Consider the following 21990-nt stretch of genomic DNA (forward strand, 5'->3'; position numbering starts at 1 on the left):
CCCGTTCACCCGGCCGTGGCCTCCATGCGCCATGCTTGTCCCGTGGTTATCGCGTCTGATGTCGTCCCCGTGCGTGGCAGTGAGTACTCGGTCCTGTTGCGCCGCGTCCGGGAGGCGGACCTGCTCGACCGGCAAGTGGGGTACTACGGGTGGAAGAGTGCGCTGACCGCGGTGGCTTTCGTTGCTGGTTGGGCGGCGTTTTTCGCCATCGGTGACTCGTGGTGGACGCTGGCCGTCGGGGTGTTCCTGGCGGCGGTGTTCTCGCAGATCGCGTTCCTCGGCCACGATGCGGGGCACAAGCAGATCTTCGCCGGGCGGCGGGCCAACTACCTGTACGGCCTGATCGCCGGCAATCTCGCGATCGGGCTGAGCATCGGCTGGTGGACCAGCAACCACAACCGCCACCACGCCCATCCCAATACCGAGGGCGCCGACCCGGACGCGATGGGCGTGCTCGCGTTCTCCGGTGACCGCGCGCGGGCCGGTAAGGGGTGGCGCCGATTCATTTTCCGCTACCAGGCGTGGCTGTTCTTCCCGCTGTTGCTGCTCGAAGGTGGCAGCCTGCACTGGAAGAGCATCGTCGCGGTGTTCCGCTGGCCGATCCCGAACCGCATCTGGGAAGGCGCGCTGCTCGCCACCCATTTCATCGGCTTGCTCTCCGCGGCGTTCCTGGTGCTGTCGCCGGGTAAAGCGTTGGTGTTCATCGCCGTTCAGCAGGGCCTGTTCGGTCTGTACATGGGCTCCACCTTCGCCCCGAACCACAAGGGCATGGAAGTTCTGCCCGAAGGTGACAACACCGACTTCCTGCGCAGGCAGGTGCTCACCTCACGCAATGTGCGCGGCAGCTTCCTCGTCGACACCGCCATGGGCGGCCTGAACTACCAGATCGAGCACCATCTGTTCCCGTCGATGCCCCGCGCCAACCTGCGCCGTGCGCAGCCGATGGTCGCCCAGTTCTGCGCCGAGATCGACGTTCCCTACTGCGAGACCGGCCTGTTCGAGTCGTACCGACAGGCGATGGCCCACCTGAACGAGGTCGGCCGCCAGACCGTGCGGTAGCGCTTACTCGCCGACTGCCGCGTTGTAGGCGGCGGTGAGTTCTGCGAGCACCCCGTCGTCGGGCAGCGGCGCGCCGCGCAGATGGGTGGCGCGCAGTTCATCCATGAACCGGTCCCACATCGGGGGCCCGCCCGCGGCCAACAATTCCGCGCGCACGGTCAGCTCCGGCGCCGTGTGCAACCACCGCGCGCCCCACGCGCCCAGCGCGGCCAGCACCGGAACGAGCTGAATCGCGGCTTCGGTGAGATGATATTCGACCTTCTGACGGTGGCTCGGGTCGTCGTCACGAGTGAGTAGCCCCGCGGCGACGAGTTTGGCGAGGCGAGCGGCCAGGATGTTCGAGGCGATGCCCTCGATGGATCCGGTGAGCAGCTCCCGGAAGTGCGTATACCCGCCGAACATGATGTCGCGCAGGATGATCAGGCTCCATCGGTCGCCGAGTAGCTCGACCGTCAGATTGATCGGGCAGCCCGACTTGCCCGGCGTCACCGGCAACTTCTCCGGAGAAACTGGTTGCGACATAGGATCAGTCTAGGATACGTTCGTCACTGCTTGCATATTGCAATCAGAAAGGCACCCCGATGGCTCAGATGGTTCGCGTTCAGAACTTCAGCGTTTCCCGCGACGGGTACGGTGCGGGGGAGGGACAGAGTCTCGACCGCCCCTTCGGTCACGCCGACCCCGCTGACTTCATGTCCTGGGCGGGCGCCACCGCGCACTGGCCCAACCGCACCGATCCCGGCGGCACCTACGGCCTCGACGACTACATCACCCGCGACTTCCCCTTCAACATCGGCGCGGAAATCATGGGCCGCAACAAGTTCGGCCCGCAGCGCGGACCGTGGGAGAACTACGACTGGCAGGGCTGGTGGGGCGACACCCCGCCGTTCCACACCCCGGTTTTCGTCCTCACCCACCACGAGCGCCCGTCATTCACCTTGGCCGACACCACTTTCCACTTCATCGATGCCACCCCGAAGGACGCACTCGCCCAGGCCCTCGACGCCGCCGACGGCAAGGATGTGCGCATCGGCGGCGGCGTCGCCACGGTCCGCGAGTTCCTTGCCGCCGACCTCATCGACACGATGCACATAGCAGTCGCACCGGTGGAAATCGGTGCGGGCGAACGACTGTGGGAAAGCCCCGACGAATACGACGACCGCTTCCACCACGAGCAGATCCCCAGCCCCAGCGGAGTGGTACACAACTTCTTCTGGCGCCGATAAATACCACCTGAACTGCGCAGCAGCGATAATGATGTGGTGCCAACAGATCCCGTGCTGCTCGACAACCTGACGCTGGAACAGTCCTCGATAGTCGCGAACAACGCGATGAACCGCGGCAGGGGACTGTCCGGCGTGAACAGCTACACCCGAGAACTCGGATTCGACCCCTACGAGGTACTCGCCGAGCGCCTGCGCGCCGACTCCACGGCACAGGTCACCTGGATCGACGTCTGTTGCGGCTCGGGCCGCGCGCTGCTCGAGGCAGAAGCGCGATTCGACCGAGAATTCCCGGCCGCCGACCTCACCATCATCGGCATAGACCTCGTCGACTTCTTCCTCGGCACACCCCGCACCCCCCGTCTACATCTGCTCGCCACCTCGGCGACAACCTGGACTCCACCCCGCAAGGCCGACCTGGTCACCTGCGTACACGGCCTGCACTACATCGGCGACAAACTCGCCCTCATCGAAGCGATGACGAGCTGGCTCGCACCGACGGCCCGATTCGCCGCCGACTTCGACCCCACCGAAATCCGCCGCCCCAACAGCTCCCCGGCAACCGACACCGTCATCGAGACCCTCCGAGCGGCCGGCTTGACCTACGACGTCCGCCGACACCAGATCCACGGCCACGGCCGCCCCGACTTCGCGGCCGTCTACCTCGGCGCTGACACCACCGCAGGCCCCGGCTACACCGGCCAGCCCTCGGTGGTCTCGTACTACGACTGGTGATTCAGGGGTCGGGCCAGGGTGCAACCGACGGAATTCAGCGGAGGGCGACCTCGGCGCCGCCCGAGAATGCGGAGTCGTGCAGTTCGAGTGTGGTCGGCACGGTTCCGGCGGGCACGTCGAAGACGACGACCACCTGGATCGAGTTTCCCGGGTTGATGTCCGACATCATGGCGGTGCCGTCGTTGACGTTGATTCCGGCCATGGTGTCGTTCTCGAACTCTCGGCCGCGGTCATCGATCATCGTCTGGTTGCTCGAGAAGTACGACTGCGGCTTGTTGCCGATGTTGGTCACTGTGAGGTGAACCAGGATGTACTCGCCCTGCGCCGTCTTCTGCAGGTAGGGGTTGTCTCCGACGACCTTGACCGGTGCGTCGACCGCGTTCACCGTGAACTCGAACTTGCCGTCGCGCACCGCAGTTCCGGCGGGCGCGGGGGCGTCATCGTCGGGCAGTGGGGCTGCCGGGTTGCCGGGTGCGGTGGGTTTGCCCGCGGCAGTGGTGAACGTCGTAGTGGCCGTGGCTTTGTCGCTGCTGCCCGATAGTGCTGATACACACCCGCCGAACCCGCAGAGCGCGACGAGGACGCCGACCACCACCAGGATGATCGTGTTCGCGTTGCTCTTCTTCGGTGGTCGCGGTGGATACGGATACCCCGGTTGCCCGCCGTACGGCTGTTGTGGGTACGGCTGCTGCGGATACGGCGGGGTCGTCAAGTGTGTTCCTCTCGGGGGTCTGTTCAGGCACTTCCGTTCGGTAGAGAGATCTCTGGTAACTACCAAGGTGTTACGTAGCTAACAGAGTCCAAGTGTTTGGGGCGCGCGACGAGTGGGAAGGGGCGGTCAGAGGCGGGGGTCGGTGGGTACGGATTCCATGGCGAGGATCGCGAAAACCAGCTCGTGGACTCGCCACAACGGCGCGCCGGTCGCGACGGCGTCCAGGGCTGCCAGGCCGAGGGTGTGTTCGCGGAGGGCGAGGGTGCGTTTGCGGCTGAGGGTGCGGTCGCGTAGGCGGGTGAGGTGGGTGGGGGTGGTGTAGTCGGGGCCGTAGATGATGCGGAGGTATTCGCGGCCTCGGCATTTGATGCCCGGTTGGGCGAGTTTGCCTTTGGTGCGGTGGGCGAGGCCGGCGTAGGGCTTGATGACCATGCCTTCGCCGCCCGCCGCGGTCATCTCCAGCCACCAGGTGGTGGCTTCGGCTTCGGCGGCGGGGTCGGACAGATCGACGATTCGGCGGCCGGTGGGGCGGAAGGTCACCGGGTCGGCGGCTACCAATCGGTCGCTGATGTCGAGGTGCCAGCTGTGGTCGCGATCGGCGTAGGTGGCGCCTTCGGAGGCCAGGAGGGCGAACGGTGCGATCTGGACGCCGTCGAGTCCTGTTGTCGGCCAGCAGTATCGGCGGTAGGCGGCGGTGAAGTTGTCCGCGTTCTCGGCGCGGGCGGCGGTGCGGTCGCGCAGTTCGCCGAGGTCGAGCCCACGGGCCAGGCCGGCGTCGAGTGCCGCGACGGCGGCCGGAAGTGCGGACCGCGCGGCCGCGCCTGCAGCCGCGTACTGGGTGCGGATCAGCCCGGCCGCCTTGGCCGACCAGGGCAGCAATTCGCAGTCCAGGAGCAGCCAGTCCGAATCGAGTTCGTCGAAAAGCGGTGCGGCTGCGGCACGTACGCGTTCCAGGAGGGCTTCGGTGAGTGCCGAATCGTTGAAGAACGACCGTCCGGTGCGGGTGTAGATCGCACCGGAGCACCCGTCGCCGACTCCGAACCGAGCCGCTGCCCGGTCACGGCACACGAGCACCACGGCCCGCGACCCCATGTGCTTCTCCTCGCACACCACCTTGTCCACGCCCGCCGCGCGATAGTCGGCGAACGCCTCCGTGGGGTATTCGAGATAACCCTCGACGGTCGAGGTCGACGGTGGGGACATGGTCGGCGGCAACCACAGCAGCAGCCGGGGGTCGATCGCGAACCGGCTCATCACCTCCAGCGCGGCCGCCGAGTTCTCGGCGTCGATGATCACCGTGCCGTGATCGGTGCGGATGTGCCTGCGCCCGGTGACATCGGCGAGGTCGAGAGTCTCGTTGTCGCGCGCGGATTCGACGTCGGCGAGCGGCCGGATCGGCTCGTAGTACACCTGCTCGGCCTGCACCGCGACGAACGTCTTCTCCGGGTAACGCATCGCCGTCAACTCACCGCCGAACACCGCGCCGGTGTCGAGGCAGACGGTGTTGTTGATCCACTCCACCTTCGGCGTCGGCACGTGCCCGTAGACGACCGTCGCCGCACCGCGATAGTCCCGGGCCCACGGATAACGCACCGGTAGACCGTATTCATCTGTCTCCCCGGTGGATTCGCCGTACAGGCAGAAGTCGCGAACCCGTCCGGAAGCCCGGCCGTGGTACTCCTCTTTGAGCCCGGCGTGCGCCACGACGAGGCGCCCACCGTCCAATCGCAAGTGACTCACCAAGTCGTGGATCCACTGCGCGGCAGCTGACACGAATTCCGGTGTCTCACTGTCCAATTGTTCGAGTGTCTCGGCCAAACCGTGCGACACCGTGACGTTCTTGCCACGCAACTTCTTGAGCAACTTCTGCTCGTGATTGCCCGGCACACACAGCGCATGGCCGCTCGCGGTCATTCCCATCACCAAGCGCAGCACGCCCGGCGAATCGGGCCCACGGTCGACCAGGTCGCCGACGAATACCGCCTGACGCCCCTCCGGGTGTGTGGCATCGACCGGTCGACCCGCGTCGTCGCGAACCAGCGTCCACCCGAGTTCGCCCAGCAGCGTTTCCAATTCGGCCCGGCAACCGTGCACATCGCCGATGATGTCGAACGGCCCCGTGAGTTCACGCCGATCGTTCCACGCCTTCTCGTAGGTGATCGTTACGTCCGCCGGATCGCTGACGACGTGCACCTTGCGAAAACCCTCACGGCCGAGCTCGCGCAGCGAACGCCGCAGGTCCTGACTCTGCCGCTTGAGCACATTGCGACCGAAGTCGCGATCGGTGCGGCCCTGAGTGCGTTCCCACGCGACAGCTTCAGGTGTGTCGATGACGATCGCGACCGGCAGCACATCGAAAGACCGTGCCAGCGCGACCAATTCGGCCCGCGCGTGCTTCTGCACATTGGTCGCGTCGATGACGACCCGCCGACCGGCGCGCAGCCGGATTCCGGCGATGTGACCGAGCGCGTCGAAGGCGTCCTTCGTCGCGGACTGGTCGTTCTCGTCGTCGGCGACCAAGCCGCGGAAGAAGTCCGACGACAGCACCTCGGTGGGCTTGAAGTGCTCGCGGGCGAAGGTGGATTTGCCGGAGCCGGAGATGCCGACGAGCGCGATGAGCGACAGTTCGGGGAGGTCGATGTTCATAGCGCGCCTTTACGTTCAGGCCCGGAGGCGGTAGCGGAGCGTGACCACGCAGGGCCGAGTAAAGGCGCCGATATCACAGGGGCCTTCCGGAAGAGCGCGAGCTGGGTGGGGGAGCCGGTCTGCGGGTCGTGGTCGCCGACCGGGCGGATGTCGACGGTGTAGCCGAACGTCTCGGCGACACGGGCGCACCATGCGGCGAATTCCGCACGGGTCCACTCGAATCGGTGATCGTCGTGACGGTGACCGTCGAGGGTTTCGTAGTGCACGTTGTATTCCACGTTCGGTGTCGTCACGATCACCGCGCCGGGTGCGGCATGCCCGAAGACGGCGCGTTCGAGTGCGGGCAGCCTGGACTCGTCGAGGTGTTCGATCACCTCCATGAGCACCGCGGCGTCGAATCCTTGCAGCCGGTTGTCGTGGTAGGTCAGGGCCGACTGGATCAGGGTGATCCTGGCCCGCTGGCGGTCCGACATCCGATCGAACTTCAAGCGCCGCTCCGCCATCGACAGCGCCGCGCTGGAGACGTCGGCGCCGACGATTTCGGTGAACCGGGGTTCGGCTTGCAGCGCGAGGAGCAAAGCGCCCGGGCCACAACCGAGATCGAGCACCCGCGATGCGCCGGTCTCGGCCAGTGCGGCGAGCACCGCTTCTTTCCGGAGCTTCACCAGCGGCGTGCGGCGCTCGGCGGCTTCGACGCGTTCGACCGCGTCCCCGGGAATTTCGGCGTCATCGAGTGGCTCGTCCACCGAACGCAGACGTTCCAGCGCGGACAGCATCAGCGTCCGTCGCCCGGCCAGATAGCGCCGCGCGATCATCTCGCGGTCGGGATGGGCACCGAGCCAGCCCTCGCCCGCGCGCAACAGCTTGTCGACCTCGTCGGCATCCACCCAGTAGTGCTTGGCGTCGTCGAGCACCGGCAACAGCACGTAGAGGTGGTTCAGCGCGTCCGCCAGCCGCAGCGTGCCGGTCAAGCGGAGGTGGGTGTAGGGCGAAGGGCCCCATTCCGGGAACTGCGGATCGAGCGGCACCGATGTGGTCGACACCGTCCAGCCCAGCGGCGCGAACAGCCTTTCGACGATCTCTGTCCCACCCCGGCACGGTACGGCGGGCACCTCGATCTCCAGCGGAATCGCCGTCTGCGCCAACTCGGCGCGGTCGCGGCTGGTCCCGTTCAGCGCCGACCGGAACACCTTGCCCAACGCCACCGACAGCAGGCTCGACGCCACATACGGGCGATCGTTCACATAGCGCCCGAGCGCGGAACCGTTGTGGCCCTTGGCCGGTCGCGCCAACTCGACCGGGTCGACATCGAGCAGCAGCGCGACCGTGCAGCGGTCGGCATCGGCTCGAGGATAGAAGACGTGGGCTGTGCCGCCGGTGGTCGTGAACGACTGCACGCGGTCGGGATGTTTGACCACGAGGTATCCGAGGTCTGTCGCCGGCGTGTGAGTCGTAGAGATCGTCAAGAGCACTTGCTGATCCTGTCACGCCCCGCCAGCGGTTTTCGCCGAGTGTCAGATCATCGGAAGTCGAACGACGGCGGGATGGCGACGATCACGCCCGCCGCCCACATGCCGTACACGGGGAGGTAGTCGGTCTGCCAGCGCTCGAGAGCGGCGAAGGTCTTCGTGCCGCGCAGGAAACCGAAGCCGAGGTGGCCCGACCACGCCAGGTTCACCAGCAGCACCACATTCATGCCGAGCGCGACCACCTTGTTCGGGGTGGACCCGAATTCGGCGATGCGGGTGAGCATGGCGGCCAGCATCATCACGTCGACGGCCAGTGCGGTGACCACCAGGAGTAGTTGCAGGCGGTCGAAGAAGCCGGGTGGGGTCAGCGGATCGCGGGCCGAGATCGTGTAGAGGAGCAGGCCGAGAACCAGGACGAGGATCAGGTCCATCAGGATGAGCAGATCGCGGTCGATGGCGGTCAGTCCGCGGGTGGTCGCGAGTGCGGCCAGCAGCGCGAGCAGCATGACGATTGTGAGCGGGGTGAAGACCCGGGTGAGTACCGGCGCGATGTTCTCCACGACGTTCTGTTTCGCCTCGACCAGCCACGCGGCGACGATCACCGCTCCCGCTGCGCCGAAGGGCAGCACCCAGTCTTCGATCACGGGCTCGATATCGAAGTCGAGGGTCCCGAACGCGCCGACCGTCAGCCCGATCAGCACGCCGCCGCCGAGCGCCAGCAAGGTCAGGTAGACGACCCATTCCCCGGTGAACCGGATGAAATCCATCCGCCGCCGCCCGGATCGCCAGTCACCGCCCGTGTATGCCAGGCCGACCACCAACCACAGCAGGATCGGCGCGTGGATCGCGGCGATGACCTCGGTCGCCCCTTCGGGCTCGAACGGATAGAGGTTGAGGACGAGTGCGGTGAGGACGAACGGGATGAGCAGCACCCCGGCCACCCGTGCCGAAACCTGTCGCTTCCACCCGAAATATCCGGCGAGGAAAGGCAATACGAGCAGGCTGAGGTTGCGGCCAAGCACGGGACCGTCCAGCCAGGTGAAGCCCGCCTTCACCGCGAGCGCAGCACCTACAGCGAGTGCGAGGACCACCATCAGCTCTCGATTGCCCCCACCGCCCTGAGACTTCTCCGGCACCAGAACGAGCTGCTTCCAAAGTCTTTCGGAATGCTCGCGGGAGATCGCGTCCATGCTGCCCATTCGCTTCACCGCGACGATAAATGCCTCGTCGCCGGACAGTCCCGCGCCTTGAAGTGTCGAGATCTGTTCGCGCAGATGGGTTTCCATCTCGTCGACATCGGCGACCGAGACAGCGCGATGACGTTGGACGTACCCGCGCCACTGATCGATGAGTACCTGTAAATCCATCACGCCCATCCCTTCGCCACGCCTCGGCTGCATGGTGACGGCCGGACTGCTCGAGCCTCGCCGGGCCCACCGTGTCGAGGAAACCTAGCAGCTCCAGGCCTCAGGGTGCGGATGTCGCACCCTAGGGTGAGGATTCCGTTGAATCGCCTAACGACCGTGCCGAGGGCCCCGATGAAGTGTGCATGTACGCGCTACCGCGCGTAGGGGACACAGAATCGAGGAACCATGAAGAACGCAGTTCGGATGGGTGCGCTGATCGCCGTCGCCGCGGCGCTGGTCGCAGGCTGCACTGACGAGAGTGGTTCAGGGACAACCACTTCGACCTCCCGCGTGCCGGCCGCCTCGTCGGCAAAGCCCGCGCCGGGCACCCAGGCGCCGGGGTCGACCGCGCCCGAGGAGACCTCCGCACCTCGGCCCGGCGACACCACAGAGCCCGAAACACCGCGGCTCACACCGCCTCCGTCGATCATCCCGGTGCCCGACACCACAGCTCCCGCCCCCGCCAACAACATCAGTGGACCGGGTCGCTGCATCGATACGTCCTCCACCGGCGTGCAGAATGCTCTGGCGAGCCTGACCGGCAGCTGGGTCGCCGGGCAGGCCTCCGCCGATCAGCCGGGCAACTGCGGTGAGCTGCTGTGGGTGCGCGCCATCGGCGGCAACTCCGCGGGCGCCCCGATTCACGTGCTGTTCTTCCACAACGGAAAGTACCTGGGCACAGGTACTTCCGAGCCGTACGCCTTCACCACCGTCGCCGGTTCGAGCAGCACCGCCGTCACCGTCGAGTACCGGTGGCTGGCCGCCGACGAACCCTTCGCCACACCCCAGGGCGGACCCGCGACGATCACCTACTCGTGGACCGGTTCGAGCGTCGTGATGAGTGGTCCGCTGCCGTCGCAGGTCACCCAGCCCCACCGCTGAACGGCATCAGCGCTCCGGATGCAGCACCAGCACGGTGATCTCGCTGGGTGCGAACACCCGTAGTTGCGGACCCCAGAAGCCGGTGCCGCGGCTGGTGTAGAGCTGGGTGTTGTTCGCGTGCCTGCTCAGGCCCGCGACCACCGGCTGGTCGAGCCGGACGAGATAGTGGAACGGCCAGATCTGCCCACCGTGGGTGTGGCCCGAGATCTGCAGCGCGACGCCCGCCGCGGCGCTGTCGGCGATCTGTTTGGGCTGGTGGGCCAGCAGCACCACCGGGACATCGGGGGCGCCGCTCAGGGCGGCGGGCAGGTCGGGGCCGTGGCCGGGCAGGCCCTTGCCGGTCGGGTCGTCGATCCCGGCGACGACGAGCTGGTCGTCGTCGCGGGTGACGACCCGGTGCTGGTTGTGCAGCGGCTCCCAGCCGATCGACGCCATGTGGTCGATCCAGCCCTGCGCGTCGCCGAAGTACTCGTGATTGCCGGTGATGTAGAACCGGCCCAGTGGCGCCTTCACCTCGGCCAGCGGGTCGACCTGGGCGTGCCGCTTCGCCACCGATCCGTCGGCTAGGTCTCCCGCGTGGCAGGCGATATCGGGCTGCTGTGCGTTGACCACCTCGACCACCCGCTCCGACCATCGCCGCCGGTCGAGCGCGGCGTAGTGGGTATCGGTGACGACCACCACGCGCAAACCGTCGAGCCCGTCGGCCAGCCCGCGGATCGCCACGTCGACGGTGCGCACCCGTGGCACCCGCCGCGCCTCGTAGACACCCCACGCGACCAGTACCACCGAGATCGCCAGTACGCCTGCCGCGACGAGCCGCGCGGCGAGCGCACCGTCGACACCGGCCACGGCCAGTGCCCCACGCGCGAACACCCCGAGCACCGACCAGGAGAACACCACCCACAGGACCCCGAGCAGGGTGTCGCCGACGATCACCGCCGGATCGGACTGCGCGGGCCCGTGCCCGAGGAACATCGTGAGCGGCAGGAACCCGAGGGCGGCCACACCGATCGCCGTCCCGATCCAGAACAGTGTGCCGCTGCCACCGGTCGGCGCCGAGACCAACGTCCACCAGGGCACCCCGAACAGCAGGGCGAGTACCAGCGACAACATCATCAGGCGTACGGCGAGCTTCACGGGGTCCCGTTCTGGGCAGGGCGGCCGGGCGCGGCCACGAATCGACCTCCCAGGGTAGCGCTCCGTCCGGGGCGCTCCCTCGCCGAGAATCCGCAGCACCGAGCGCACGCGCGAAGCGGGCTGCCCCACTGCGTAATTCGATATTCCCGGGGATCGTCGTGCGCGCTATGCTGCCCGGCAGGGCCCCGCACGCAGGTTTCATACCGCGGCGGGTCGAGCGGGGAGCGGCGCGGCCGCACAAACGGAAGGTCAGTACACCGATCATGCGTGGCGTAATTGTGGGAGGGGCGCGGCAGCGCCGTCACAGATCCGGGCTGTTCCGGCGGGTCATGGCAGGTGCGGTGGTGGCGGCGCTGCCGTTCGGCGCGTCGGTCGCGCCCGCCGCCGCCGATGCGGACCCGTCCGCGATCGACTTCCGGGTGGACACGTCGATGGGGGAGATCAACACCAGGATCATCCGCGCGGCCGACGGCAATACCGATCGGGTGGTCTACCTGCTCGACGGCGAACGCGCCGAGGACGACCTGAACGGCTGGGAGAAGCACACCACCATCCCGGCACAGATGGCGAAGTTCAATATCAACGTCGTGATGCCGGTGGGTGGGCAGTCCAGCTTCTACGCCGACTGGGAGCAGCCGAGCAGCTTCGGCGGCGTCAATCCCGACGGGTCGCTGCTGCCGAGCGCGGACTCCGGTTCGGCGATCGGTGGCTGGGAGGACACCCAGGGCAAGACCAACACCTACAAGTGGGAAACCTTCATCACCAAGACCCTCCCGGACGCCATGAAGGCCCGGCTGGGCTTCAGTTCGACCCGCAACGGTGTGGTCGGCCTGTCCAGCGGTGGTAGCGCGGCGTTGTTGATGGCGGCCTACTACCCGGAGCAGTTCACCTACGCGGGCTCGCTGTCGGGCTATCTGCACATGTCGATGCCAGGCATGCGTGAGGCGCTCGGCGGGGCGATGATCGCCAGCGGTGGGTACAACATCGAGGCGATGGCACCCGCGGGCAGCGAGAAGTGGCGCCGGATGGACCCCTACGGCTTCGTCGAGAAGCTCATCGCCAACAACACCCGCCTCTACGTCTCCGCGGGCAGCGCCAAGCCCGCCGACCAGGACCTGTCCTCGATCGACGCGATCACCCAGGGCATGCCACTGGAGGCGATCGCCCTCGCCAACACCCGTTCGTTCGAAAAGCGGGTGACCGCACTGGGTTACGAGAATGTCAGCTACGACTTCCCCGACATCGGCATTCACAACTGGGGTACTTGGGAACAGGTCGCCATCCGCCTGATGCCGGATATGGCACGCAATATCGGCAAGCCGTTGCCCGCGGGCGCGACGCCGCCCGGCGGTGGCGCACCGCCCGCCGGTGGACCACCGGCCGGTGGACCGCCCGCTGGTGGCGAACCGCCGAAGTAGTCTCTGCCACAACAGAAACCGCCCCTACCCGTGTTCGGGTAGGGGCGGCTTCTTTTTGCGCCGGTCAGCCGGTCTTGATCGGGGAGACGGTGGTCAGGCCCCAGCGGGTTTCGGTGTGGACGTCGATGTCCGCCGGTGGCGCGGCGACGGTGCGGATGAGGCGTTGGAGTTCGCCCCAGTCGCGGGTCCAGTCGTCGGCCAGGTAGGCGGGGATGGTGCGGGACTGCATGAGCAGGCCGGTCCAGCCGAGGGGGCCGCCGCCGGTGTCGCCCTGCCACGTCTCGGAGACCTGTGCGTTGAGCTTGTCGGGCTGGATCCGCCAGATCGGCATCTCCGCGACACCGTGTCGATGATCGAACGGGCGCTGGCACGGGAACGCCAGTCCTACATGCCAATCCGCGAGGATCGGGTCGGAGCTGCCGACGACGGTGTTCAGGCTCGACAGTTTCGGCAGGCGCGGCGGGGTGAGCGCGAGCCACTGCATGGGGTTGGGCTCGCCCGCGTCGGCGACGAGCCGAACGGCAGTGGTGCCTGCGGGAATTCGATCCAGCGCGACCGGGATATTGCGCCAGCCCGGAGCGCCACCGACCGTCGGCGGGACCACATCGCCCAGGGCAGTGATGGTTCCGTCGCCGTCGCGACGAGCGAACTCCACCCGCAACCGCTGCCCTGGCATGCGCGAACCATCGGGCGCGGTGGACTCGATCCGTCCGGCGACCGTCAGAATCAGCACGCGGTACGCCGGGTTCTGTTGTGCGGCAGCGAGATTCATCCGATACCACTGCGTCGTCAGCTGCGTCCGCTGCGGCTCACCACTCGAGTAACTGCCGAGCAGCGGTGTGCGTTCTGGAGCGAGGCCGAACGGCAATGCGACCGTGCTCCCGTTAACTCCCGCCACCGCGGGCCCGGACACGCCCGGTGGTCCCGCATTCGGACCGCTCGGCAGTGCCCCGGTGGAACCGCCTGGTGTGGAGCCGTTCGCCCCGCCGCCCGGCTCCCCTCTGGTGCCGGGAGAAGCAGGTGCTGAGCCGCCAGGGCTTGCTCCGCTGGGCGCGCCTGCGCCGGGGCCGCCGGGTGTGCCTCCACCCGGGCCTGCACCGCCGGGGCCAGGTCCCGAACCCGAAGGCGGGGCGGCGGATTGGCCGGGGCCGGGATCGGGGGCGAGGCTCCCGACGCCGTTCGGGGTGAAGCCGGTGTTCTCGGCGCCCAGTCCCTCGGCGACGGTGCCGCTGTACGGGGTGAGCAACGAGTCCGCCGTATTCGTCTCGACGAGAACGTCATCCGCCATCGCGCACTGATCTCCCGCCAGCGCGCGCAGATTCGACAGCCCGACCGAGTAGGCCGGGTACTGCGAAACAGCTGCGGACACCAGCGATCCCACTTCGAACAACACCATGGCCGCCGCCGCGATCGTCAGCGGCGCGACAGCCGATACCCGGCGCTTCAGTCCGTCGGTACCGCGATCGGTGGGGTTCGCGAAGGGCGCCCGGTAGTACTGGCACAGGGCAGTGAGCAGCGCTGCGGCCGTTGCCGCGAGGAAGATCGTCGATATCTCGATGCCGCCGAGGGTGGGGGCGCGGTCGGGCCAGGGGACTCCGTAGCCCGAGACGTACCACCAGCCGTTGGAGCCGGTGAAGCTCACGGCCAGCAGGAACAGGACGGCGGCGGCGAACAGGGTGCGCAGGTAGCCGGAGCGGGTGCGGGTCAGGGCGACCGCGGTGATCGCGGCGAGTGCGGCTGCCAGGCCCGCGTAGACGCCGAAGTGATGGGTCCACTTGGTGGGGGTGAACATCATCAGCAGCAGGGCCATGAAGACGACGGCGAGGATACGGGTGACCGGGCCACGGGCGGTCGCGGGGATCCGGCCGCGGCGCAGAGTCGCGACGATGCCGACGGCGAGACACAGGAGCATCGCGAGGATGCCGAAGCGGCGGGCCAGGGAGCCGTCGGGGTTGACCGATAACAGGGAATCCCAGCGGGTGCGTTCCTCGAACCAGGACATGTCGGGGCCGACGAGCTGGCGCACACGGGTGGCTTCGAGGACGGTCGAGAAGGTCTGATCGGCGAAGACGACGACCAACACGAGAGTGCCCGCGGCGACGATCGGGACCACGAGTGCGGTGTACCGGAGGAACACGGCTCCGCGAGTGCTCGCGACAGTGCCAGAATCCGGTGTGGCACGGGCGACGATCGTCCGGAGCACCGGCCGCGAACCGGCCAATAGTGCTGCCACGCAGATCAATCCGGTGGGACCGGCCGCGAGGGAGAACGCGGCGATCAGCACCGCGACGGCGGCGGGCAGCAGGCGGCGGGTGGCGATCGCCCGTTCCATCGAGCACCAGGTGAGGAGCGCGCCGACCGCGATCAGCGGTTCGGGGCGCAGGCCGTTGTTGTAGGGAAGCCAGATCGACAGGAACACCAGCGCCGCGGTCCAGCGCGCCACTCGGCTCGAACTCACGCCGGAACCCAGGCGTGGCAACACTTCCCGGCTGAGCACCAGCCAGCACACGAACCCGGCGAGCAACGCGGGCAACCGCATCCACAGCCCGGTCTCACTGACCCGGGTCATCTGCGCGAGCACCTCGTAGGGCCACCCGAACGGGGCCTCGGCGACCTGGAACCACCGGTAGTAATTGGCGGTGTAGCCCGCTTCCTTCGACGCGCGCGCCATCGTGAGGATGTAGCCGTCGTCAGAACTGTTGGCGCCGATCACATGCCACCCGACCAAGGTCGCCGCGACCGCCACATCGAGACCGCTGAATCGCCACCAGCGTGCGGGCAGGATGCGACGCGCCCGACGACCGTCGCGAATATCGCCGCGGTGCAAGCAGATCAACGCGAGCAGCGCGCACAACACCGCGCCGATGATCGCCACCAGTTTCCAGCCACTCGGACTCGACGAGAACCGCGCATCGATCTCGGCATGCAGCCGCGCGTCCCCCATCCGTCCACGATCCAATTCGGTGAAGACGCCGACCACTTGCGGCCGCATATCCGCGTCCACGGTCGTCTTCATCGGCGATCCGTCGGCCCTGGTCATGCGGGTGAGTTCGGCGGTCGTGCTCGTCGCGGTGGAAACCACCGTCAACGCACCGCATCGAGCATCCCGCGCGTTCGCAGGCACAGCGTTTCCCGGAGCGTCCCCGCCATCCGGACCGGCCGGTGGCTTCGTAGGCGATGCCTGTGCACCGCTGGGCGGAACCGCGCCCGAAGGGGGAGGGCTGCCAGGAGCGGGAGCACCGTCGGGCGGCGTGCTGCCGGGAGGTCGGGTGCCTGGCGGTGGGTTGGTCCCGGCAGGCGGGGGCTGCGTGCTCTCGGCGTCGGCGCCGGGCGTGCCCGCTCGCACCGGATCGGCGCCTGCGATATCCGCGATCGACGCACTCAACAGCAGCTTGTCGCGGAGCACCACGGACAGCGTCCGACCGGCTCCCGGCCGGTCCTCGATCCGCGCTACCAATCCCTTCGACCCGGCTCGCGGCGCCTGGGCGGGCACTGTGGACAGCACGGTCCCGCCGGTCATATCGCGCAACGCCGTGCACGGAATGCTCAGATCGAGCGACAGCGGCACGTAGTCCACGAGCGGCGCGCTCAGTTGCATCGACTGCGGCTGCGGCCAATCCAGGCTCGCGCGCTGCTGCTGAACCGGCAGCAACGGAGTCGCCACCGCCAGCGCCACACCCAGTGCCCCCGCCGCGATCCCGATTTTCTGCATTCGGCCGAAGCCGGAAGAATCTCCACCCACAAACGAGATGCTAGCCACTGTCGTTCGGTCGTTGTCGCCTCAGCGCGGGCGACGGAGTTCGGTGACGGCGATCCGTGCGGCCTCACCGATGGCGGCGTCGACCACCGGCAGCATCGGGTCGGCGCGGGCGGCGCGGGTGAAAACCGCTACCGCTACCGGTGTTTCGCCGGGGAACTCGATGACGGCGACTTCGTTGCGGATCACCCCGATCGTGCCGGTCTTGCCCGCGACGAGCACTCCGCGATGGGGGAATCCGGCGGCGATACGGTGCGGCCAGATCTGCCTGCTCATCACCGTGCGTGCGAATTCGGTGCTCGCCGTGGACAACATGTCGCCCGACCACAGCTTCCACAGGAACCGTGTCATCTCCTCGGGTGTGGTCGCGCTGGCGTAGGAGGGGTCGTAGGCGGAAACCGTCCACGCCTCGTCGTTGTCGGCCAGCGCCGCGAAAGCCTCCGCGGTGCTGTGGGTATCGGTATCGCGCACGAGGCTGCGGTGCTGGTCGGCCGTGCCGCCGACGATGCGGGTATCCGTCAGGTCGAGTTCGTGTACGAGCTCGCCCACCGCGGCGAGGCCGACTTCGCCGAGCAACACGTCGGCGGCGGCATTGTCGGACACCGTCATCATCGACGTCGCCAGATCTCGACGGCTCAGCGTGACCGGATCACGCAGTGCCGCAATGCCGGTCGGGCCAGGAGTGCAGTCGGCGGGGTTGATGGTGAGTCGGCCCGCGGGGTCGATCCGGTCGCGGTCGACCTGCCGCAGGAACGCCGCCAGCAACAGCAGCTTGTAGACCGACGCGATCACCACGCGGTCGCGCCCACCGACAGAGACCTCGCCGGGGGAGCCGTCGCAGCGCCGGGCGTGTAGCCAACCGGCACAGCCCGCGTCCGCGAACACGGCACGGATCCTGGCACTCGCCGAGTCGGCAATGCCCAGAACGCCGTGACCATCCCGGCTCGCACCGGGCGGACTGATCGCTTTCGCCGCGTCGAACGTGCTCATCGCAGCCGCTCCCGGTAGAGCACCCGATCCAACGCATCGGCATGGGCGCCGGCATCGACCCGGCGAATGACCCTGACCCGCACGGCAATCGACTGCGGCGACAGCGTGAGCCAAGCCACCCCCGGCGTCGGTGTCGGCGGTGTGGCGGTGACGCCGAAACTGGTGCCCGCGGCGACGGCGGCCAGCACCGCCCGATCGTCGGGAGCCGCGAGCGGCGCGGCGTCGAGCCCACGTTCCCGCAGCAGATCGATGATGCTGTCGAAGGCGGGTGGGTTCGCGGCCCGCGGCGGATGCGCGAAGTTCAGCCCGGCCAGCATCGGGAAGGTCGGCCGCTCGGCGGTGGTGGTGCGGTGATCAGCGGGCACCACCAACCAGCGCGGTAACTTCACCACCGGTCCGGCCTCGACACCGTCGACCAGCGCCGGATGTTCGACCACCGCCACATCGCACACACCCGCCCGCACCTCCGCGACGAGATCGACGGTCGTGCCCAGCGTCGTCGCCACGCTGCCACCCGCGGCGCGCAGACCCGTGACACACGCGGTGACCAGCCGATCGGGCAGCGCGCTTGTCGCCGCGAACCGCACGGTCCCGCTGAGCTGCGCGATCCGCTGCGATTCGGCGAGCAACCGGTCGGCGTCGTCGACGAGCAGCCGGGCACGCGGCAACAGGTGCCTGCCCGCGGTGGTGAGCAGTGCGCCCTGGCTGGTGCGGCGGATGAGTTCGATGTCGAGATGCTGTTCGAGGCGGCGCAATCCCTGCGACAGGGGAGGTTGGGTCATGTCGAGCGCCGCTGCCGCCCGCCCGAAGTGGCCCTCGTCCGCGACGGAGACGAAGAACCGGAGGTGGCGGATCAGATCCATATCGGCCATTGAACCAGCGCGCTTGCCGCCACTCGGTCGATCGGCGAGACGCCGCCGGTGACGATCGGCCGTCCGCCTGGACTTACCGCTTCCGACCTGCGGTGATATCGAGCGCGACTTGTCCAGGCCGGTGTCCGATATTGGCCTCGTGGTGGCAGGCGATGATGTTGTGCACCGGTGACTCCCACCGCACTGAAGCACCGAGCGCCGCGCCTTCGAACCCGATTCGCCGCCGTCACGCTGGCGATCTCGGCCGTGACATCGACCGCCTGCTCGAGCAATGACGTAGTACCGGCGCCACCGTCGACATCCGCGCTCGCCTCGTCGACCGCGCCTTCATTCGCCGAAATGGAGGCGAAATACGGTGCACGACTCGGCCTCTCGGTCGTCGACACCGGCAGTGACACGACGGTGAACTACCGCGAGGGTGAGCGCTTCCCGATGGCTTCGACCTTCAAGGGTTTGGCGTGCGGGGCTCTCCTGCAAGCACATCCGCTGTCCACCGGCTACTTCGACCAGGTCATCCACTACACGGCGGCCGACATCGTGGTGAACTCCGCCGAGACGGAAAAGCACATCGACACCGGGATGACCGTCTCCGCGATCTGCCACGCCGCGATCACCGTCTCCGACAACACCGCGGGCAACCTCATCCTCCGATTGCTCGGCGGCCCAGCGGGTTTCACCGCCTTCCTGCGCACCCTCGGCGACCATGTCTCCCGCCTCGACCGCTGGGAGCCCGAGCTCAACACCGCCATCCCGGGCGACGAACGGGACACCACGACCGCCGCCGCCCTGGTCGCCGACTACCGCGCCCTGGTCCTCGGCACAGCCCTCGCCGACCCCGAGCGCGCCCAGCTCACCGACTGGTTGCTCGCCAGCGCCACCGGCGCCAAGCGCATCAAAGCGGGCCTGCCCGCCGACTGGAAGGTCGGCGACAAAACCGGCACCCCCGCCTACGGCTCCGCCCTCGACGTAGCCGTCGCCTGGCCGCCCGGCCGCGCGCCGCTCGTCCTCGCCGTCCTGACCACCAAGCCCGAACAGAACGCCGAGCCGTCCAATGAACTCGTAGCAGAGGTAACGAAAATTGCTGTGGGCGAGATCAATTAGCGCAATCGGCCCTACCGACCAGGAGATCCATACCCCATGACGCGAACCCTCACCTCATCCGCGACCATTCGCCGCGCCGTCGGAACCGCGGCGCTCGTCGCGGGTGTCGCCGCGATGGTCGCACCACCGGCCGCGGCCACCGTCACCAGCATCGCGCTCGCGCCCACGTTCACCATCGGCCTGCACACGATCGGAACGGGCTGCCCCTACACCGTCAACGTCACCGTGGACGACAACACCAAGCCGGTCTACTTCTTCGAAGAAGGTCAGGGCCCCAGCGGCTTCGCCGAGGCGATGCCGGTGAACGGTGTCGCCAAGGCCACCTGGATTCCGTCCAGGACCGACATCACCTACATCTACGCCGTCCAGCCGGACGCATGGCCCGAGACCAGGCAGTACGTCAGCATCGGCACCGGCATCAATGCCGGCTCCGCCTGCATCGCCCTCTGACCCCGGCCCAGCGAACGGCCCGATGAACTCGTCTGTTCATCGGGCCGTCATCGTTGGATGAACTTCCCGCTCAGCCGACCTGCCACCCCGACGCCACCGACCGCGCGCACCGCCGCGGTTCATCGCCCGCTGCGACGAAAAGGGCGGTGAGCATGGGGATTCCGAGGTCGAGTGCCGTCGGCGGGAGTGGTCCGGTGGCGACGAGGCCGGCCAGTCCGTGGCCGATGGCCCAGCTCTGGGTCGCCAGGTCGAGCGGGTCGGTGTCGGCGTGGAACCGGCCGGTGGATCGAGCCGATTCCACCGCGGTGACGAGGCGGTGCAGGGTGGCGTCGGCTGCCTCGGCGTCTTCGAGATCGAAGCCCGCGTCGAACATCAGCCGGTACAGGTCCGGGTTGGCCATGGCGTTGGACAGATACGCGCTGCCGAGTGCCGCCAGGTCGTAGACCGGGTCGTGGGTGGTCGGCACCGTCGTCAGGCGGGTGGCGAGGCGGGTGAAACCTTCCTGCCGGACCGCGCGCCACAGGCCGTCCATGCCGTCGAAGTAGGTGTAGACCGCCATGGTCGATACCTCGGTGCCCGCGACCAGACCGCGCAAGGTGACGGGTTCACGGGCGCCCACCATGTGCGCCGCCCGTTCGATCAGCATCGACCGCACCGCGGGATTCCTGGTTCTGGCCATAGCGTCAGATTACATATCAATGCTATGTTATGGGTCGGAACCCTCGGACGATGGGAGAGATCGTGGCTGTGGAACTGGTGAATCCGGACGGACTGCCCAAGCCGGAGGTGTATCGGCAACTCTCGATCGCGACCGGGTCGCGGCTGGTCTTCCTGGCTGGGCAGGTCGCGCGCGATGGTGATGGGAATCCGGTCGGCGCAGGGGATTTCGCCGCTCAGGTCGAGCAGGCGTATCTCAATATCGGCACCGCGCTCGCGGCTATCGGTGGTTCGTTCGACGATGTCGCGAAGCTGACCATCTATGTCGTCGACTGGAACGCGGACAAGTACCCGCTGCTCGGTGAAGGTGTCGCCAGGGCGGCGGCGAAGTTGGGGGTCGATCCGGTCAAGCCGATCACGTTGATCGGGGTGGCCGCGCTCGGTGAACCGGATCTGCTCGTCGAGGTCGAGGCGACAGCCGTACTCGACTGAGGATCACGGCACTCCGGCCACCAGGACTTCGGTCGATGCCGAACGGTATCGACCCGGGGCCGTGTCGAATTCGCGTTTGAAGGCTTTACTGAAGGCGTATTCGGAGCTGTAGCCGGTGCGCCTGGCCACGGTGGACAGTGGGTGGTCGGTGTCGCGGAGCAGGTGGGCGGCGGTGAGCATGCGCCAGCGGGTGAGGTAGGTCAGTGGGGGTTCGCCGACGAGGTTCGTGAAGCGTTTGGCGAAGGAGGCGCGGCTGAGACCCGCTCGGGCACCGAGGGATTCGACGGTCCAGCCGTGGGCGGGGTCGTCGTGGACGGCGCGCAGGGCGCGGGAGATGTCGGGGTCGGCGACCGCGGCGGCCCAGCCGGATGTCTCCTCGGTCTCCGCGAGCCGGGCGCGCAGCAGGTAGAGCAGCAGCAGATCCAGCAGCGGGGGTATCGCCGCGTCGGCGCCGGGGTGGGTGTCGGTGAGTTCGTCGGCGAGCAGGTCGACAGCGGCGCGCAGCGACGGATGGGTGCCGAGCCGGGCCGGAATGTGCACCACCTCGGGCAGCTCCGCCAGCAGCGGGTGGGTCCGGTCGGCGGCGAGCTGGTAGGAACCGCACAGCAGGGTCGCGGGCGCACCCTGTCCCGCCACGATCCGGACGTCCTCGGGTCCGGCGGTCTCGGTCACCGGGCTGTCGAGCTGGTCGAGCAGAGCGTGGGCGACACCGCGCGGCATGAACACCGCGTCGCCGGCACCCAGTGCCAGTGGCTCCGCGGCGGGCCGCGTCAACCAGCACGAGCCCTGGAGCACCACGTGGAAGCCCGCGCTCTCGATGCGCGGATAGGCCCGGCCCCACGGCGCGTGCCGCACGAACATGCCGGAGGCCGGGCTGCCGGTCTTCGCGGTGGCGAGGACGTCGCTCAGTAGGTCCATGTTCGAAAACGATACTCGTCGAGACGATTGGATATCTGAGCAAGATTCTGGATGATTCAATGTCTC

Annotated in this window: 19 protein-coding genes; 8 read left to right on the forward strand and 11 right to left on the reverse strand. The window is 67.9% G+C overall.

Annotated elements, in window-relative coordinates:
• The first annotated feature begins 42 nt into the window (after positions 1-42).
• Positions 43-1059 (forward strand): fatty acid desaturase family protein, encoded by a 1017-nt coding sequence (locus ACFWPX_RS11420; protein WP_378912712.1) that lies wholly within the window; start codon positions 43-45, stop codon positions 1057-1059.
• 3 nt (positions 1060-1062) lie between these two features.
• On the opposite strand, the gene ACFWPX_RS11425 is transcribed toward ACFWPX_RS11420, so the two are convergent.
• Positions 1063-1581, reverse strand: coding sequence for a winged helix-turn-helix transcriptional regulator (locus ACFWPX_RS11425; protein WP_378927312.1), 519 nt, complete (start codon positions 1579-1581; stop codon positions 1063-1065).
• 59 nt (positions 1582-1640) lie between these two features.
• On the opposite strand from ACFWPX_RS11425, the gene ACFWPX_RS11430 reads away from it, so the two are divergent.
• Complete coding sequence (locus ACFWPX_RS11430; RefSeq protein ID WP_378927313.1) at positions 1641-2285, forward strand: dihydrofolate reductase family protein; 645 nt, start codon at positions 1641-1643, stop codon at positions 2283-2285.
• A gap of 36 nt (positions 2286-2321) precedes the next feature.
• Positions 2322-3017, forward strand: coding sequence for a class I SAM-dependent methyltransferase (locus tag ACFWPX_RS11435; RefSeq protein ID WP_378927314.1), 696 nt, complete (start codon positions 2322-2324; stop codon positions 3015-3017).
• Positions 3018-3051: 34 nt separating this feature from the next.
• On the opposite strand, the gene ACFWPX_RS11440 is transcribed toward ACFWPX_RS11435, so the two are convergent.
• The 4 genes from ACFWPX_RS11440 to ACFWPX_RS11455 all read right to left on the reverse strand — a co-directional run bounded on the left by ACFWPX_RS11440 (position 3052) and on the right by ACFWPX_RS11455 (position 9220).
• Positions 3052-3729, reverse strand: coding sequence for a DUF4352 domain-containing protein (locus ACFWPX_RS11440; RefSeq protein WP_378927315.1), 678 nt, complete (start codon positions 3727-3729; stop codon positions 3052-3054).
• Positions 3730-3855: 126 nt separating this feature from the next.
• Positions 3856-6375 (reverse strand): polynucleotide kinase-phosphatase, encoded by a 2520-nt coding sequence (locus tag ACFWPX_RS11445; RefSeq protein WP_378927316.1) that lies wholly within the window; start codon positions 6373-6375, stop codon positions 3856-3858.
• Positions 6372-7847 carry a 3' terminal RNA ribose 2'-O-methyltransferase Hen1 gene (locus ACFWPX_RS11450; RefSeq protein WP_378927318.1) on the reverse strand — a complete coding sequence of 492 codons (1476 nt, stop codon included), beginning with the start codon at positions 7845-7847 and terminating at the stop codon, positions 6372-6374. The genes ACFWPX_RS11445 and ACFWPX_RS11450 overlap by 4 nt, the downstream gene beginning before the upstream one ends.
• A gap of 47 nt (positions 7848-7894) precedes the next feature.
• Complete coding sequence (locus tag ACFWPX_RS11455; protein ID WP_378927320.1) at positions 7895-9220, reverse strand: permease prefix domain 1-containing protein; 1326 nt, start codon at positions 9218-9220, stop codon at positions 7895-7897.
• Between the two features lie 216 nt (positions 9221-9436).
• Here ACFWPX_RS11455 and ACFWPX_RS11460 point away from each other — a divergent pair, with 216 nt between their 5' ends.
• Positions 9437-10132 (forward strand): LppP/LprE family lipoprotein, encoded by a 696-nt coding sequence (locus tag ACFWPX_RS11460; protein WP_378927322.1) that lies wholly within the window; start codon positions 9437-9439, stop codon positions 10130-10132.
• Between the two features lie 6 nt (positions 10133-10138).
• Here the strand turns inward: ACFWPX_RS11460 and ACFWPX_RS11465 are convergent, their stop codons facing one another.
• Positions 10139-11269: a metallophosphoesterase gene (locus ACFWPX_RS11465; protein ID WP_378927323.1), complete on the reverse strand. Its 1131-nt coding sequence runs from the start codon at positions 11267-11269 to the stop codon at positions 10139-10141.
• 329 nt (positions 11270-11598) lie between these two features.
• Between ACFWPX_RS11465 and ACFWPX_RS11470 the strand changes: the two genes are divergently transcribed.
• The gene (locus tag ACFWPX_RS11470) at positions 11599-12687 is read left to right on the forward strand and encodes an alpha/beta hydrolase (RefSeq protein ID WP_378927324.1); all 1089 of its coding nucleotides are present in this window, start codon (positions 11599-11601) and stop codon (positions 12685-12687) included.
• Positions 12688-12751: 64 nt separating this feature from the next.
• Here ACFWPX_RS11470 and ACFWPX_RS11475 read toward each other — a convergent pair whose 3' ends face one another.
• The 3 genes from ACFWPX_RS11475 to ACFWPX_RS11485 form a co-directional block, all read right to left on the reverse strand.
• Entirely contained in the window at positions 12752-16429 is a 3678-nt protein-coding gene (locus ACFWPX_RS11475; protein WP_378927325.1) for an arabinosyltransferase domain-containing protein, read from the reverse strand.
• 39 nt (positions 16430-16468) lie between these two features.
• Positions 16469-17362 carry a serine hydrolase gene (locus ACFWPX_RS11480; RefSeq protein WP_378927551.1) on the reverse strand — a complete coding sequence of 298 codons (894 nt, stop codon included), beginning with the start codon at positions 17360-17362 and terminating at the stop codon, positions 16469-16471.
• A 68-nt stretch (positions 17363-17430) separates the two neighbouring features.
• Positions 17431-18306, reverse strand: a complete 876-nt coding sequence (locus tag ACFWPX_RS11485; RefSeq protein ID WP_378927326.1) for a LysR family transcriptional regulator — start codon at positions 18304-18306, stop codon at positions 17431-17433.
• A gap of 168 nt (positions 18307-18474) precedes the next feature.
• Between ACFWPX_RS11485 and bla the strand changes: the two genes are divergently transcribed.
• Positions 18475-19407, forward strand: coding sequence for a class A beta-lactamase (bla, locus tag ACFWPX_RS11490; protein ID WP_378927327.1), 933 nt, complete (start codon positions 18475-18477; stop codon positions 19405-19407).
• Between the two features lie 36 nt (positions 19408-19443).
• Entirely contained in the window at positions 19444-19857 is a 414-nt protein-coding gene (locus ACFWPX_RS11495; RefSeq protein ID WP_378927328.1) for a hypothetical protein, read from the forward strand.
• 70 nt (positions 19858-19927) lie between these two features.
• Here the strand turns inward: ACFWPX_RS11495 and ACFWPX_RS11500 are convergent, their stop codons facing one another.
• The gene (locus tag ACFWPX_RS11500) at positions 19928-20536 is read right to left on the reverse strand and encodes a TetR/AcrR family transcriptional regulator (protein WP_378927329.1); all 609 of its coding nucleotides are present in this window, start codon (positions 20534-20536) and stop codon (positions 19928-19930) included.
• A gap of 50 nt (positions 20537-20586) precedes the next feature.
• Between ACFWPX_RS11500 and ACFWPX_RS11505 the strand changes: the two genes are divergently transcribed.
• Positions 20587-21006, forward strand: coding sequence for a RidA family protein (locus ACFWPX_RS11505; protein WP_378927330.1), 420 nt, complete (start codon positions 20587-20589; stop codon positions 21004-21006).
• A gap of 3 nt (positions 21007-21009) precedes the next feature.
• On the opposite strand, the gene ACFWPX_RS11510 is transcribed toward ACFWPX_RS11505, so the two are convergent.
• The gene (locus ACFWPX_RS11510; RefSeq protein WP_378927331.1) at positions 21010-21924 is read right to left on the reverse strand and encodes an AraC family transcriptional regulator; all 915 of its coding nucleotides are present in this window, start codon (positions 21922-21924) and stop codon (positions 21010-21012) included.
• Positions 21925-21990 lie beyond the last annotated feature (66 nt).

Source organism: Nocardia sp. NPDC058518 (genome assembly GCF_042719655.1).
Taxonomy (GTDB): Bacteria; Actinomycetota; Actinomycetes; order Mycobacteriales; family Mycobacteriaceae; genus Nocardia.

Excerpts from the sequence above, each read along its gene's own strand:
- ACFWPX_RS11485 (WP_378927326.1), bottom strand. The coding sequence starts at position 18,306 with ATGGCCGATATGGATCTGATCCGCCACCTCCGGTTCTTCGTCTCCGTC.
- ACFWPX_RS11430 (WP_378927313.1), top strand. The coding sequence starts at position 1,641 with ATGGCTCAGATGGTTCGCGTTCAGAACTTCAGCGTTTCCCGCGACGGG.
- ACFWPX_RS11460 (WP_378927322.1), top strand. The coding sequence starts at position 9,437 with ATGAAGAACGCAGTTCGGATGGGTGCGCTGATCGCCGTCGCCGCGGCG.
- ACFWPX_RS11510 (WP_378927331.1), bottom strand. The coding sequence starts at position 21,924 with ATGGACCTACTGAGCGACGTCCTCGCCACCGCGAAGACCGGCAGCCCG.
- ACFWPX_RS11425 (WP_378927312.1), bottom strand. The coding sequence starts at position 1,581 with ATGTCGCAACCAGTTTCTCCGGAGAAGTTGCCGGTGACGCCGGGCAAG.
- ACFWPX_RS11495 (WP_378927328.1), top strand. The coding sequence starts at position 19,444 with ATGACGCGAACCCTCACCTCATCCGCGACCATTCGCCGCGCCGTCGGA.
- ACFWPX_RS11445 (WP_378927316.1), bottom strand. The coding sequence starts at position 6,375 with ATGAACATCGACCTCCCCGAACTGTCGCTCATCGCGCTCGTCGGCATC.
- ACFWPX_RS11470 (WP_378927324.1), top strand. The coding sequence starts at position 11,599 with ATGGCAGGTGCGGTGGTGGCGGCGCTGCCGTTCGGCGCGTCGGTCGCG.
- ACFWPX_RS11505 (WP_378927330.1), top strand. The coding sequence starts at position 20,587 with ATGGGAGAGATCGTGGCTGTGGAACTGGTGAATCCGGACGGACTGCCC.
- ACFWPX_RS11455 (WP_378927320.1), bottom strand. The coding sequence starts at position 9,220 with ATGGGCGTGATGGATTTACAGGTACTCATCGATCAGTGGCGCGGGTAC.
- ACFWPX_RS11500 (WP_378927329.1), bottom strand. The coding sequence starts at position 20,536 with ATGGCCAGAACCAGGAATCCCGCGGTGCGGTCGATGCTGATCGAACGG.